A 12,849-nucleotide genomic window follows, 5' to 3' on the forward strand; every position below is an offset into this window, starting at 1 on the left:
CATATCAACTATATCGCAAAAACTTCCCGGCTATTTAATAATTTGTTCATAGTTTGTTAATATACCCGCGAAAAAGAGGCCTGGAAACATGTCCAGACCTTAAAACACTTAACTGTGAAAGATTTATGGTTCTAATATTAACTTACCTGTCGTTTTTCTTGATTGTATTAACACATGTACATTTGCCGCTTCCACTAACGGGAACACACCGCCAATCGTAAGCTTCAGTTTTCCTTCCCCAAGATAGGTAAGTAATTCTACTAAACTAGTCTGAAGCAACTCAGGTTTTCTCATAATCTGCGGCAGGAAAAATCCGATAACAGACTGATTTCGAGCCATCAGTGAAGACGGATACATTCTGCTCTGCTCTCCGCTTGCTGCACCAAATACAACAAGTCGGCCAAAGGTGGCTAGACATTTTAATGTTTTATTGAATACATCACCGCCAACCATCTCAAGTGCAACATCTACTCCTTTGCCGCCAGTTGCTTCAAGAACCTGTTCTACCCAGTTTGATTCACTGTAGTTAATTAGGACATCTGCACCCATTTTGCGGGCAAGTTCTAATTTTTCAGGAGAGCTTGCGGTTGCAATGATTTTCCCAGCACCAAACAGCTTAGCTAATTGGACAGAAAGAGTTCCAACACCACCAGCGGCTGCGTGAACAAGAACAGTTTCCCCTTTCTCCAAACGTCCCATCGTTTTTAAAACATGATAGGCACTTAACCCTTGGAGCGGTAATGCTGCAGCATTCTGAAAGTCTAATTGCTCAGGAATTGGAATCAGTGAGCGCTCGTCAGCAAGCGCAAATTCTGAATATCCTCCTGATTCGATTAGCGTAACAACCCTCATCCCCGGCTTAACACCGGTTACTTTTTCGCCGACAGCTGTAACCACTCCAGCAATTTCTGCTCCTGGAATAAATGGAAGAGGGGTTTTAACGACATATTGTCCCTCTCTTCTTGCTGTGTCTGCATAATTGACGCCTATTGCTTTTATTTCAATTAGTACCTCACGTCCTGTTGGAACGGGTCTATCAATCTCAATAATCTCTAATACTTCAGGTCCGCCAAATTTTTGTAATTGAACTGCTTTCATGTAAAAACTCCCTTTCTACCTGCCTTTATATACTGGATTTCTTTTTTCCTTAAAGGCAGCGACGCCTTCCTTATGGTCTTCTGTTTGAACCATTAATACTTGTGTAAGCCGCTCTTCTTCAAGGATTTCTTCGAGTGTTGCGTTGAAGGAATGGTCAATTAATTTCTTTTGTTTACCAAATGCTTTTCCAGGACCCTGCGCTAAATTAAGCGCTATTTTCGTAGTTTCCTCTTGGAGTCTCTCTAATGAGAATAGAGCATTAATCACGCCTAATTGGTAGAGACGCTTTGCAGGGATGGGTTCTGCACTAAAGAAAAACTGCTTGGCTAGGTGTGGTCCAATTAGCTTTGGAAGGAAATAAGACCCTCCACCATCAGATACGAGACCTACCTTCGAGAAGCTAAGGGCAAATTTACTATCCTCAGCCGCAACAATCATGTCACACGCTAACGCTAAATTGAAACCAGCCCCTGCCGCAAAGCCATGTACAGAAGCGATAATCGGTTTTTCTACATCCTTCATTAATAGAATGAGCTCATTAAGTTTACCTATATGTTCATAGGTTTGATTCCCATCTGCCTGTCCCATTGTTTTCACATCACCGCCAGCACTAAATGCGCGGCCAGACCCGGACAAAACAATTACCTGTACATCAGGATCATTTTTTGCTTCATGAAGTGCGGCTTTCAATCCTAGAATCATATCCGAACTAAATGCATTCAAAGTCTCCGGACGGTTCAATGTTAAGGACAAAACTGGTCCTAGCTTTTCAACTAATAAGTCATTATTCTTCAATAAAATCTTCCTCCCTTATCTACTGGCTTGCTATCCGCAAGTAAATTCCGTTATCCGCCAGTAAATCTCGTTATTCGCCAGTAAATTCCGCTATCCGCCAGTAAATCCTTCTATCCGCCAGTAAATCTCGCTATCCACCAGTAAATTCCGCTATCCGTGCTGCCTGCCCATGTTATTACCTCCTACAACTCTCCAGAAGAAACACTAGCAGCATGTTCTATTAGCATTTTTGCTTTATAATTGAAATGAGCAAACCGAAGATCATTGGTTTGACCTTTTTTATATCGATAGTAAATTTGTTGACAAATGACAGCTAGTTTAAAGTAGGCAAAGGTTAAATAAAAGTTCATATTGGTTACATCTCGGCCGCTTTTCTTCGCATAAAGCTCAATAAATTGCTTTCTTGTATAGAATCCTTCATTTACCGTTACAGGCGCTTTTCCTAGCCCTTTTTTTAAATCCTCCGGATCATCAGCTTGATTCCAATAGCTCATGGCCACTCCAAGATCTGCAAGCGGATCACCTACTGTTGTCATTTCCCAATCAAATAGCCCCACCATTTCCGAAAGGCTTTCATTAAACATCGCATTATTAAATTTGTAGTCATAGTGAATGACAGCAGATGTTTGTTGAACCGGTATATTACCTGCCAGCCATTTTTTCAAGGATTCAACCGCAGCGATTTCATCCGTTTTCGCTCTTTCATAGCGACCTATCCAGCCATGAACCTGTCTTTCTGTGAAACCTTCTGGTTTACTAATAGCTCCAAGGCCAGTATCTCTATAATTAATCCCGTGAAGCTCCACTAATTTATTTACCATTACCTCTGATAATTGTTGACACAGCTCTTTTGTTACTGAAATTTCCTCCGGAAAAGAAGTGTCAATGACCATACCGTTTTTCCGTTCCATGATAAAAAATGGACTTCCTACAATCTCCTCCAGCTCGGAAAACAGGATTGGTTTCGGGGTGGCTAAAAAGACAGGATGAAGCTCAGAGATAATTTTAAATTCTCTTTCCATATCGTGTGCTTTAGGTGCAAGTGGTCCTAATGGCGGACGTCGTAAAACAGCTTCCCATTCACCTACTTTTATTTGATACGTTAAATTAGAATGACCTGCGGAAAATTGCAGAAGTTCTAGGGGGTTATTTGGCAGGTTTTCAATATTGCTGCGTAAAAATTTTTCCAACACAGCTAAATCTAATTCCTCCCCTTTTCGGACTGGAATTGTATCTTTACTTATTTGATGAGGCATAGAAACCCACCTTTTCTCAAAAAATTCAGTCTCTTTTGCACATTCTGACCGGATAGTAGGGCAATAGCGAAAGGAGAGTTTAGCTGTAAGAAAAAACCCTCCATTTATTTTTAATTTGCTTGAATTCCCTCTAAAATCATTTCAACAAAAATCTCTGCCACTTCTCGATCAGTAGAGTCTCCATTTGGATTAAACCATTGATAGCTCCAATTAGATGCACCTAGAATACCAAAGGTAACGATATGCGCATTTAAGTTTTCTCGGAACTCTCCCTTCTCCATTCCATCGATCAGTATTTTCTCAACATTTAATCGGAATTCATCCCGTTTAGGTACGATTAAGGCGAGTCTTTCTTCATTTAGATTTTTCATTTCCCTAAAGAAGATTTTAGCGGCGTATCCTTGGGTTTTTATATTACCTATCAGCAAGTAAACAATCTCGAACAGCTTCTCTTTGCAGCTCCTGTTATCCGCTAAAATTTCTTTTTGTTTTTCTAGTAAATAATTAATGTATCCAAGATTAATGTCCATTAAGAGTTCTTCTTTACTAGAAAAATAATAATAAAAGGTCCCTTTGGTTACACCTATAGAATCCACAATGTCCTGAATAGACGTTTCCTTAAACCCCTTTTTCTCAAACAATCGGATACTATGCTCTGTTAATTTATCTTTCACCGTTTGTGTCCTCGCAATCTGTAATAGGTCTAGTGAAATTATATCATATTCTTTTTCGCAACTATCACGGACAATAGGCAGAAAATTGTTAGTCTTCCTATTTTTTAACTGACTCTTCTCGTAAGGCACGACGCAGAATTTTACCGACTTGTGTCTTAGGCAATTGCTCACGAAACTCAACACTTCTTGGAACCTTATAAGCTGCCATATTTTGCTTACAATATTGAATAACTTCGTCTTCTGTAAGTGTTTGGCCAGCCTTCAAAACGACAAAAGCCTTTACATCTTCTCCACGGTATACATCAGGAACACCAATGACTACGGCTTCTTGAACAGCTGGATGCTCATAAAGCACTTCTTCAATATCTCGAGGATAAATATTGAAACCGCTCGCAATAATTAAATCCTTTTTTCGGTCAACGATATATAAATAACCATCTTCATCTACTTTTGCTATATCCCCAGTGTAGAGCCAGCCATCTCTTAATGTATTGGCTGTTTCTTCCGGCATATTCCAGTAACCCTTCATAATTTGCGGGCCTTTAATAATCACTTCCCCAAATTCCCCAACTGGAACTTCTTCTAAACCACTGCCCACATCTACAATCTTATATTCCGTAGATGGCATCCCAATGCCTACACTTCCTGGTTTACGGTCTGCAAAAGGCGGGTTGCAGTGTGTGGTTGGAGACGCTTCGGAAAGTCCATAGCCTTCCAAAATCTTTGCTCCTGTTTTTCTTTCAAATTCACGAAGAAGTTCTACTGGCATAGGTGCACTTCCGCTATTACAAGTTTTTATACTATTCAAACCGAACTCCTCAGCACGAGGATGATTGGTAATGGCCACATACATGGTCGGAACCCCTGGGAATGTAGTAGGCTGTTCATGCTTAATTGTATTTAATACTTCCTCTAAATCAAACCGTGGAAGCATTATCGATTCCCCGCCAGTAAAAATGGTTAAGTTCATACAAGCTGTCATTCCAAATACATGGAATAGAGGAATGACCGTTAAACAGCGATCTTTTCCTAATTCAAATTCATGTTTGAAAAATTCATAGGATTGGAGGACGTTTGCAACGATGTTCCCATGAGTCAACATCGCTCCCTTAGACCTCCCTGTTGTGCCGCCTGTATATTGGAGAACAGCAATATCATGCTCCAATTCAATATTTACAGGAGTTACCTGCTCATTGCCAGTTGCTAAGAATTGTTCAAAGCTGCAATCTGAGGTGAAATCTTGTACAGATGGCTGCAAGCTGACGACAATAATATTTTTTAAGCTAGTTCTTAACTGAACACTTTTTACTCTCGGATAGAAAGCATCCATGACTACAATAGTTTCTGCTCCAGAGTCATTCAGGATATATTCAAGCTCTCGCTCGACACTCATAGGATTTACTTGAGTCACAATTGCACCAGCACCTAACGTGCCATAATAAGAAATGACATATTGCGGGCAGTTCGGAAGCATTAGTGCCACACGTTCTCCCTTTTGAACCTGATTTTGCTGAAGTGCAGAAGTAAATCCTTGAGAAAGTCCTAATAATTGCTGATAGGTTATTTTTCTTCCATAAAAGGATAGTGCATTATTTGCAGGGTATTTTGCGGTTGTCTCTTGAAGTATTTCTACTAGATTTTTTTCAGGATTTAAGATTGTTGATGAAATCGAGTCTGGATATTGTGCCATTCCTATCTTCTTTTCAGCCATTCTTTTCCCTCCCAAATTATCAATTAAGGTTAAAAAGTAAGTCCTCCACCATCAACGGACACTGTTGCACCTGTAATAAACGATGCTTCATCTGAAGCTAAGAAGAAAATAGCATTTGCCACTTCATCAGGAGTTCCAATTCTACCCAGCGCATTAGCCTTCGATATAAATGGCCATCTTCTCTCATCTTGCTTCCAGACATCGATAATTTTTGTATCAATAACCCCAGGAGCAATGGCATTCACACGGATATTGTATTTGCCATACTCAAGTGCTGCATTTTGTGTTAGAAGTACTACACCTGCCTTTGAGGCATTATAAGCAGCTTGATATTTTTTACCCTTTAATCCTAGTAAACTAGAAGTATTAATAATAAACCGCCGCCTGATTTTTTCATTTCAGGTATCGCATATTTTATTCCAAGGAATACACCTTTTAAATTGATATCAATTACGTGATCCCATTCTTCCTCTGAAAGATCAACACTTCTTACCTCTGAATGGCCGATTCCAGCATTGTTAACCAAAATATGCAAGCCGCCAAAAGTATTTATTGTGGTCTTAATAAGATCATTTACCTGATTGGAGTCCTTCACATCTGTTTTGATAAAAATAGCCTCACCACCAGGTTCTTGAATCAGGCTGACGGTTTCTATCCCGCTAAGTGAATCCAGGTCACAAACAGCCACCTTTGCCCCTTCTTTCGCAAAGCGAATCGCTGTAGAGCGCCCAATCCCAGAACCCCCGCCGGTTACAATGGCAATTTTTCCTTTCAATTTCAAGGTACTTCACTGCCTTTCTCCTAATCTCTCTATCTTTTCTACCATTTCTTTCGACAGCTTTCTTGAGATACCTTCATCTACATATCGAACTTTTTATTATTTATTTCATTGATATTTTCTTAATTCAAGCTTCGCTATCTGAGCACGGTGCACTTCATCTGGACCGTCTGCAAGTCTCAGAGTCCTAGAATTCGCCCACATTGCTGCAAGTGGAAAATCATCTGATACACCTGCACCCCCAAAAGCTTGAATCGCCCTGTCAATCACACGTAAAGCCATGTTAGGTGCCACCACTTTAATCATAGCAATCTCTGTTTTCGCCTCTTTGTTTCCAACAGTATCCATCATATATGCTGCCTTTAGCGTCAATAACCTTGCTTGTTCAATTTCAATCCTTGAATCAGCAATCCATTCCTTAATAACCCCTTGACTTGAAAGTGGTCTTCCAAAGGCTTCACGTTCTTGAACGCGCTTACATAAAAGTTCAAGAGCACGCTCCGCTGCACCAATCAATCTCATACAGTGATGAATTCTTCCAGGTCCTAATCTTCCTTGAGCTATCGCAAATCCTTTACCTTCACCCCACAGAATATTTTCTGCCGGAACTCTCACATTTTCATAAGAAATTTCAGCATGTCCATGCGGAGCATGATCATAACCGAAAACAGGCAGCATCCTTTCAATTGTCACCCCTGGAGTATCAAGAGGTACAAGAATCATCGACTGCTGTTCATGACGGTTTGCATTAAAATCTGTTTTCCCCATTACAATCGCAATTTTACATCTAGGATCTCCAGCGCCAGATGACCACCATTTACGTCCATTTATGATATACTCATCACCATCTCTTACAATGCTTGCTTCAATATTTGTTGCATCGGATGAAGCTACCGCCGGTTCAGTCATGGAAAAACAAGAACGAATTTCCCCTGCTAGTAGTGGTTTAAGCCATTTTTCCTTCTGGTCCTCTTTACCATAGCGAACAATTACTTCCATATTACCTGTATCAGGTGCACTGCAGTTAAACACTTCAGGACCAATCATTGAGCGCCCCATTATTTCGCAAAGCGGAGCATATTCTAAGTTCGTTAAACCTGCTCCATATTCACTTTCTGGTAGAAATAAGTTCCAGAGACCAGCAGCCTTTGCTTTGTCCTTTAAGTCCTCCATTACCTGAGGGACAGCACTCCACCGATTTTCCAGCTCGTTTAATTGCTGCTCATACACTTTTTCATTCGGATATACGTGTTCTTCCATGAAGTTTGTCAGCTTTGTCTGTAACTCTTTCACTTTAGCAGAATATAAAAATTCCATTCACTTCACCCTTTCATACATACTAACCAGTTGGTATGCCACAATTACTATTATACCTCCAAACAATAAATATTCAAATTTATTTCTAAATATTCTAACAAATCAATAATTTAGTATCTCTTTATACCCATTTTTTGCTTTTTCATTAATTCATGTGATTTTTCTATGATATCAGTTAGTACATCACCTTTATATACTCTGCCTAATTTAAGGTTTTCTTGATAGTATTCAACAATTTCGTCCAGTTTATCAGAGGTTTCTTTTGAGATCCTTACATTTAATTGTATTCTTCCGTTTTCAGCCAAGGGAGACACTCCTATCATTTAAATAGCAAACTGCTAGCACTTTGCGAAATTCGTGTTATTACTTGATTATATACTATTTTTCTACACTTTTTTTCAATCAAACATAAAAAAAAGAGGGACGCTTGTATGTAAATTCACTGCCAAAAATTATTTAGGTTAGTTTCTTACATAAAAATACAAATTTTGCCTCAAATTATCATGAGGGAGGTTTGTGCTATATGAGTCTTACATGGTTATTTACTTTTTTATTTATGATTCAGCAAATAACACCTCAAGCGGGTTTGGAAATAACAAGAGAAGGAAAACCTATTTCTACAATAAATAGAGAAGATTACGCTGTAGGTAATCCCAGTCAATTTATTTTGGATACAAAAAAATATAATGAATTGTTAAATCATTTAGAAAAACAGTTATCTGTGATACCAAAAAATGCAAAGCTGGATCAGCATGGAAATATTATTCCTGAGCAGGTTGGTCTGAGCGTTAATCGACAAGCTTTTACAGAAAGCTTCTATTCCTTTTTTTTTGTACAGAACAAATCAACATTAGAAATACCTATGTATCCTGTTTATCCAAAAGTGGATAGTGAATTACTTTCTGATATCCGCAGTATTCGAATTGGTCGTTACATTACTTCTTTTAATCCTAGGAATAAAAAGCGATCACACAATATTCAATTGGCAGTCGAAGCAATTAATAATCATGTTGTTTTTCCTGGTGAAACATTTTCATTTAATGCTGTAGTAGGCAAGCGGACAACTGAGAAGGGATATGAAAAAGCTAAAGTGATTGTCAGAGGTGAATATGCCGAAGACATCGGCGGAGGAATATGTCAGGTTTCTTCAACATTATTTAATGCCGTAGATAACGCAGGGCTGAAAATCGTTCAGCGTTTTTCTCACAGCAGACATGTCCCCTATATTCCACCCGGACGTGATGCAACCGTAAGCTGGTACGGTCCTGATTTTGAATTTAAGAATATGTACAATCAACCCATCTTAATCCAAGCTAGAACACTTGGGAATCTTTTAGTCATTAAACTATATTCCTCAGAGGTCATTGAATATAAGCCCAAGAAAGTTCCCTTCCCGGCACTTTGAAAAAGCCCGCATTGTATGCGGACTTTTTTTATCGATTTTTATCATTTCTTAGTGCACTAGCTAATAACTCTTCTGAGAATTCAGCTAGTGCAGTGTTACTCATGCCATTTAAGTTAGTTTTGGGTGTGAAGCTTTGGACCACATCTTGAAAAGGCACTGCAATATTTTTTCGTTTTCCTCTTTTTAGACCAAAAACGGCGGCACTTATTCCGACTCCAAGTAGAGATGCCCACAAGGCCCCCCTGCTCTTTCGTTTCTTACCAAACATATTAAAAAACGGCATTATCCTATTTCTCATCCAAAGCACTCCTTTTTCTAACGTAAGAATGGAAAGTAAAATGACCCTTCCATTAGCTTAATCTTTACATTTAAGGTGAGAATATGATTGGGAAACTACTGGTGAAATGTTATTTGTTTACAGTAAATATTTTGGTTATCAAAACGTTATATCTTCTTGATTCTTATAGGGCTCACCATAAGAATCGATAGGAGTATGGTTATGAATGTATTACTGTATAGAAAAATTCCCATGCAAGCCATTAACAGCCCAGCAGCCGTAATTGGCATACCCATAAAGTAACCTCTGGTTGGCTTTACATTGAATTTCGCTAAGCGTAATGCTCCCATCGTTGGAAATAGCATAAATGCAATAGTCGTGAAAAGTGATGATGGTTCTAATGAGTAAAATAATAGCGCTGGTGCCACTCCAAGACTGACAATATCAGCTAATGAATCCAATTCAACTCCAAATTCACTATTCACTTTCAGCCTTCTTGCCAAGCGGCCATCAAAAAAGTCAAATATTGCTGATAAGAATATAAACATTGATGCCATTTGTAAATATCCATTCATATTAAAGGTAATCGAAAAAACACCAGATAATAAGTTCCCAATGGTAAATAAATTTGGTACTGCCTTAACCAAATGGTTTAACAAGCAGATCCCCCCTTTTTAGAACAATCCTTCCGACCCAATCATTTCTTCTATAGTCTGCACCATTTATAATAAAGTGAATCTAGGACTAGGACAGGTATTATAAATCCCATTTCGTCAAAAGATAAATGTGAAAGGATGGTTGACTTAAATGGATAAAACATTGGGCTATTTACGTGAAATATTATCAAATTACAGTGATCAACATTCTGAAGGGAAACAATTATATCGCAAATTATCTGAAGGAAAGTTTAGTTCTGAAGGTGATTTTGTGAGACAGTTAAGCCAAAAGGAGATTGATTTTTTAAACGAAATGCTTCCTCAAGAAATTAATTATGCAAAGGAAGAACAAGATAAAAAAAGGGCTCATGAATTAAATGAAGTATTCGAACTGCTATTTTAGACTTTGGCTACATAAAAGGGAGATGTTAGTTGAAAACTAACATCTCCCTTTTGGGAAATAAATAAAAAGGCAGTTAATTATTTCCCAGGTAAGCGCATACAACGACAAAAATTGAGGTTAATCAAGCACCAATTCTTCACCAAACGACAGAATGTGAGTTAATTTTAAAGGGATTGCCTTGAACCGACAATCCCCTTAATTCCAAGGCATATTATTCCTCTTTACTGCCCTTACCTCTATTTTTTTTAAGTCTGCCTGAATCCTTTAAACTTTTTTTAATGAGCAGTTCTATTTGTGCATTTACACTTCGGAATTCATCCTCTGCCCATTTCTCTAGTGCATCATAGATTTCTTGATCAATGCGCAGTAAAAATCTTTTCTTCTCAGCCACTTTTGTCACAACCTTAATAGATACTACCTGTATTGATAATCGGCTGACTACCCTTATCGGAAACTAAAGCTACCATTAAATTATTTACCATTTGTGCTTTCTTTTCTTCATCAAGATCTACAATTCCTTCTGTGCTCAGTTGGTCGATTGCAGATTTAACCATTGAAACGGCTCCCTCAACAATTACTTTCCTAGCAGCTAACACGGCTTTCGCCTGTTGTCTTTGCAGCATTGCATGTGCAATTTCACTGGAATAAGCTAAATGCATAATTCTTGCTTCTATTATTTCCACACCAGCCAGATGCAGCCTTTCTTGCAGATCTCTTGTTAATTCGTCCGCAACTTCATCTGAATGCTGTCGTAAAGAGATTTCATAATCGTTATTAAAATTATCGTACGGGTACTGACTTGCTATATGGCGTAATCCCGTTTCACTTTGAGTATGAACGAATTCTTTGTAATCTTCAACATCGAAAACCGCTTTTGCGGAGTCAAACACCTTATAGACGACTACTGCGGCAATTTCAATCGGATTTCCTTCCAAATCGTTTACTTTTAATTTGTCACTGTTAAAATTAATCACTCTAAGTGATACATTTTTTCTGATGGTTAACGGGACCGATAACCAGAATCCCTCTTGCTTTATTACTCCAAGATAGCTTCCAAAAAGCGTAAATACCTTTGCTTGATTTGGTTGAATAATGGTAAACCCTGAAATAATTAGGACTGTTATGATTAGTGATACAAATGAAACAATTACCATAATAAAGCTTTCTGTTAAAATAAATTGTCTGAAGCAAAATACTGTTAGTGCACCAAATAAAAGGAAGAGAATAACACCAATAACCCCGTTCAATTTAAACATTTCTTTTTCTTTCAAACCAACCACTCCCTTAAAACGAGTTTTTATCTACTATCATTATGATATCACTTTAATATCGAAAAGACCATAAAAAAAACTGCCAAAAGGCAGCTTTTCTAGTGAATATCTCGTTTCTTAAACCTGCCTCCGCGTACTTCAGCGATATCTGCAACGGCGAGGAATGCGTTTTCATCACTTTCAGTAACAATTTCCTTCAACTTTGCTTCCTCAAGCCGGTTAATGACACAGAAAATTACCTTCTTGTGATCTCCTGAGTAGGCACCCTCTCCATTAATATAGGTAACGCCACGTCCAAGTCGATTCATAATGGCCTCGCCAATTTCTTTTGAATTGTCACTTATAATCCAAACCGATTTGGATTCATCTAAGCCGGTAATGGTAATATCGATGGTTTTATAGGCGACAAAATAGGCTATTAGAGAATACATAGCTCGATCCCATGAGAATACAAAACCTGCGCTTCCAAGAATAAATAAATTAAAAAACATGATAATTTCACCAACAGAAAATGGAAGCTTCTTATTAAATAATATTGCGAGAATCTCCGTACCATCCAGAGATCCTCCGTAGCGGATGACCATCCCTACTCCGATTCCGAGGACGATTCCTCCAAAAACGGTTGCAAGTAAGATATCCTGGGTAAAAGCTGGTACTGGATGAAGGAGTGTAGTGCCAATGGAAAGAATGATAATTCCATAAAGAGTGGATAATGCGAAGGTTTTTCCAATTTGTTTGTAACCGATAAAGAAAAAAGGAATGTTGAGAATAAAGATAAAAATCCCAAGTTTCCAACCAGTCAAATAAGAAAGCATAATCGAAATTCCAACAATGCCTCCATCGATAACATGGTTAGGAACGAGAAAAATTTCCAACCCTACGGCCATTAAAGCTGCCCCGATTGTAATGAGCATAATTCTTTGTATAATCTTGCTGGTTGTTAACCCTTTGTGTTGAACTTTCTCCATCAGTACTTCTTTTTGTTGCTCGTTAAGATTAGCATTTGGGATTCCTGACATTATCTTGCCCCTTTCGTATAAACTTGTAATTCCATTATATCAGTTTATTGATAGTTTTTTGAATTTTTATGCACTTTATTTCCCATATTTCTAGGTGAAATTCAAAGATATTTACCCATTAAAATTTGTTGGTGATTTTCGGTCCTGGCACTTCGCTTTCCGCGGGCGACCGCCGAGCCTGTCTCGCTT

Annotated in this window: 14 protein-coding genes and 1 pseudogene; 2 read left to right on the forward strand and 13 right to left on the reverse strand. The window is 38.4% G+C overall.

The features are described 5' to 3' along the window. Nucleotides 1-123: 123 nt before the first annotated feature. The 8 genes and pseudogenes from CHI06_RS24080 to CHI06_RS24115 all read right to left on the reverse strand — a co-directional run bounded on the left by CHI06_RS24080 (nucleotide 124) and on the right by CHI06_RS24115 (nucleotide 7,934). Nucleotides 124-1,098 (reverse strand): quinone oxidoreductase family protein, encoded by a 975-nt coding sequence (locus CHI06_RS24080; RefSeq protein WP_095251098.1) that lies wholly within the window; start codon nucleotides 1,096-1,098, stop codon nucleotides 124-126. A 15-nt stretch (nucleotides 1,099-1,113) separates the two neighbouring features. Beyond that, nucleotides 1,114-1,893, reverse strand: coding sequence for an enoyl-CoA hydratase/isomerase family protein (locus tag CHI06_RS24085; RefSeq protein ID WP_095251099.1), 780 nt, complete (start codon nucleotides 1,891-1,893; stop codon nucleotides 1,114-1,116). Between the two features lie 182 nt (nucleotides 1,894-2,075). Then, a complete protein-coding gene (locus CHI06_RS24090) occupies nucleotides 2,076-3,149 on the reverse strand; it encodes a phosphotransferase family protein (RefSeq protein ID WP_095251100.1) in 1,074 nt (357 codons plus the stop codon). Nucleotides 3,150-3,259: 110 nt separating this feature from the next. Beyond that, complete coding sequence (locus CHI06_RS24095) at nucleotides 3,260-3,823, reverse strand: TetR/AcrR family transcriptional regulator (RefSeq protein WP_095251101.1); 564 nt, start codon at nucleotides 3,821-3,823, stop codon at nucleotides 3,260-3,262. Between the two features lie 97 nt (nucleotides 3,824-3,920). Further along, a complete protein-coding gene (locus CHI06_RS24100; protein ID WP_095251102.1) occupies nucleotides 3,921-5,534 on the reverse strand; it encodes a long-chain-fatty-acid--CoA ligase in 1,614 nt (537 codons plus the stop codon). 29 nt (nucleotides 5,535-5,563) lie between these two features. Next, nucleotides 5,564-6,315, reverse strand: a pseudogene (locus CHI06_RS24105) (SDR family NAD(P)-dependent oxidoreductase). Nucleotides 6,316-6,420: 105 nt separating this feature from the next. Continuing rightward, a complete protein-coding gene (locus CHI06_RS24110) occupies nucleotides 6,421-7,629 on the reverse strand; it encodes an acyl-CoA dehydrogenase (protein WP_095251103.1) in 1,209 nt (402 codons plus the stop codon). Nucleotides 7,630-7,739: 110 nt separating this feature from the next. Next, a complete protein-coding gene (locus CHI06_RS24115; RefSeq protein WP_095251104.1) occupies nucleotides 7,740-7,934 on the reverse strand; it encodes a hypothetical protein in 195 nt (64 codons plus the stop codon). A gap of 218 nt (nucleotides 7,935-8,152) precedes the next feature. Between CHI06_RS24115 and CHI06_RS24120 the strand changes: the two genes are divergently transcribed. Beyond that, the gene (locus tag CHI06_RS24120; RefSeq protein ID WP_095251105.1) at nucleotides 8,153-9,034 is read left to right on the forward strand and encodes a VanW family protein; all 882 of its coding nucleotides are present in this window, start codon (nucleotides 8,153-8,155) and stop codon (nucleotides 9,032-9,034) included. A gap of 28 nt (nucleotides 9,035-9,062) precedes the next feature. Here the strand turns inward: CHI06_RS24120 and CHI06_RS24125 are convergent, their stop codons facing one another. Together CHI06_RS24125 and pssA are read right to left on the reverse strand one after the other, a co-directional pair. After that, a complete protein-coding gene (locus CHI06_RS24125; protein WP_095251106.1) occupies nucleotides 9,063-9,332 on the reverse strand; it encodes a hypothetical protein in 270 nt (89 codons plus the stop codon). Between the two features lie 146 nt (nucleotides 9,333-9,478). Continuing rightward, nucleotides 9,479-9,970, reverse strand: coding sequence for a CDP-diacylglycerol--serine O-phosphatidyltransferase (pssA, locus tag CHI06_RS24130; protein WP_095251107.1), 492 nt, complete (start codon nucleotides 9,968-9,970; stop codon nucleotides 9,479-9,481). 148 nt (nucleotides 9,971-10,118) lie between these two features. Here pssA and CHI06_RS24135 point away from each other — a divergent pair, with 148 nt between their 5' ends. Beyond that, nucleotides 10,119-10,370 (forward strand): sigma-G-dependent sporulation-specific acid-soluble spore protein CsgA, encoded by a 252-nt coding sequence (locus tag CHI06_RS24135; protein WP_095251108.1) that lies wholly within the window; start codon nucleotides 10,119-10,121, stop codon nucleotides 10,368-10,370. Between the two features lie 211 nt (nucleotides 10,371-10,581). Here the strand turns inward: CHI06_RS24135 and CHI06_RS24140 are convergent, their stop codons facing one another. The 3 genes from CHI06_RS24140 to CHI06_RS24150 all read right to left on the reverse strand — a co-directional run bounded on the left by CHI06_RS24140 (nucleotide 10,582) and on the right by CHI06_RS24150 (nucleotide 12,609). Next, nucleotides 10,582-10,761 carry an Arc family DNA-binding protein gene (locus CHI06_RS24140; protein ID WP_095251109.1) on the reverse strand — a complete coding sequence of 60 codons (180 nt, stop codon included), beginning with the start codon at nucleotides 10,759-10,761 and terminating at the stop codon, nucleotides 10,582-10,584. Between the two features lie 13 nt (nucleotides 10,762-10,774). Then, on the reverse strand, nucleotides 10,775-11,641 hold the full coding sequence (locus CHI06_RS24145; protein WP_095251110.1) for an SPFH domain-containing protein: 867 nt from the start codon (nucleotides 11,639-11,641) through the stop codon (nucleotides 10,775-10,777). A gap of 98 nt (nucleotides 11,642-11,739) precedes the next feature. Next, nucleotides 11,740-12,609 carry a YitT family protein gene (locus tag CHI06_RS24150; RefSeq protein ID WP_095251115.1) on the reverse strand — a complete coding sequence of 290 codons (870 nt, stop codon included), beginning with the start codon at nucleotides 12,607-12,609 and terminating at the stop codon, nucleotides 11,740-11,742. Between the last annotated feature and the right edge of the window lie 240 nt (nucleotides 12,610-12,849).

Origin of the sequence: Bacillus sp. 7884-1 (assembly GCF_002272245.1) — a bacterium.
Classification (GTDB): Bacteria; Bacillota; Bacilli; order Bacillales; family Cytobacillaceae; genus Neobacillus.

Excerpts from the sequence above, each read along its gene's own strand:
- CHI06_RS24080 (WP_095251098.1), bottom strand. The coding sequence starts at position 1,098 with ATGAAAGCAGTTCAATTACAAAAATTTGGCGGACCTGAAGTATTAGAG.
- CHI06_RS24090 (WP_095251100.1), bottom strand. The coding sequence starts at position 3,149 with ATGCCTCATCAAATAAGTAAAGATACAATTCCAGTCCGAAAAGGGGAG.
- CHI06_RS24100 (WP_095251102.1), bottom strand. The coding sequence starts at position 5,534 with ATGGCTGAAAAGAAGATAGGAATGGCACAATATCCAGACTCGATTTCA.
- CHI06_RS24110 (WP_095251103.1), bottom strand. The coding sequence starts at position 7,629 with ATGGAATTTTTATATTCTGCTAAAGTGAAAGAGTTACAGACAAAGCTG.
- CHI06_RS24120 (WP_095251105.1), top strand. The coding sequence starts at position 8,153 with ATGAGTCTTACATGGTTATTTACTTTTTTATTTATGATTCAGCAAATA.
- CHI06_RS24125 (WP_095251106.1), bottom strand. The coding sequence starts at position 9,332 with ATGAGAAATAGGATAATGCCGTTTTTTAATATGTTTGGTAAGAAACGA.
- CHI06_RS24135 (WP_095251108.1), top strand. The coding sequence starts at position 10,119 with ATGGATAAAACATTGGGCTATTTACGTGAAATATTATCAAATTACAGT.
- CHI06_RS24150 (WP_095251115.1), bottom strand. The coding sequence starts at position 12,609 with ATGGAGAAAGTTCAACACAAAGGGTTAACAACCAGCAAGATTATACAA.